1 pseudogene is annotated in these 517 nt (G+C 67.9%); it reads left to right on the top strand.

From position 1 onward, the window contains the following. Nucleotides 1–517: pseudogene (locus KMAL_RS16800) on the top strand (OmpA family protein); the annotation flags it as partial.

Below are 517 nucleotides of genomic sequence, written 5' to 3'. Positions count from 1 at the left end.
TCCGACCGCTCCTATGGCGGCTTCGTCAACGTGCTGTATGACATCGACCTGAAGCGTCTGTTCAGCATCGACGTCCCCGTCACCCCGTTCGTCGGTGTCGGCGCGGGCTACCTGTGGCAGGGCGTGCATGACGCCACCATCGGCGCGAACAACCCCGGCGGCGCACGCAGCATGAGCGGCACCAAGGGCGGCTTCGCCTACCAGGGCATCGTCGGTGCGGCCTATGACATTCCGGGCGTCCCGGGCCTGCAGATGACCACCGAATACCGCATGATCGGCCAGCCGCAGTCCTTCACCATGGGCAACTTCACGGCGGGTGACGGTCACGCAAGCTTCGACCATCGCTTCAACCACCAGTTCATCGTCGGTGTCCGCTACGCGTTCAACAACGCGCCGCCGCCGCCGCCGCCGGCCCCCGCCGTTGTCCCGCCCGCACCGACCGCGGCCCGCACCTACCTCGTCTTCTTTGACTGGGACGGCGCAGCCCTCACCGGCCGTGCGCGTGAGATCGTGGCCG

It is taken from the genome of Novacetimonas maltaceti (genome assembly GCF_002906255.1).
Lineage (GTDB): Bacteria > Pseudomonadota > Alphaproteobacteria > Acetobacterales > Acetobacteraceae > Novacetimonas > Novacetimonas maltaceti.
Note: the sequence above shows the minus strand (reverse complement) of the source record. Positions and strands in the feature narration are given on the sequence as shown.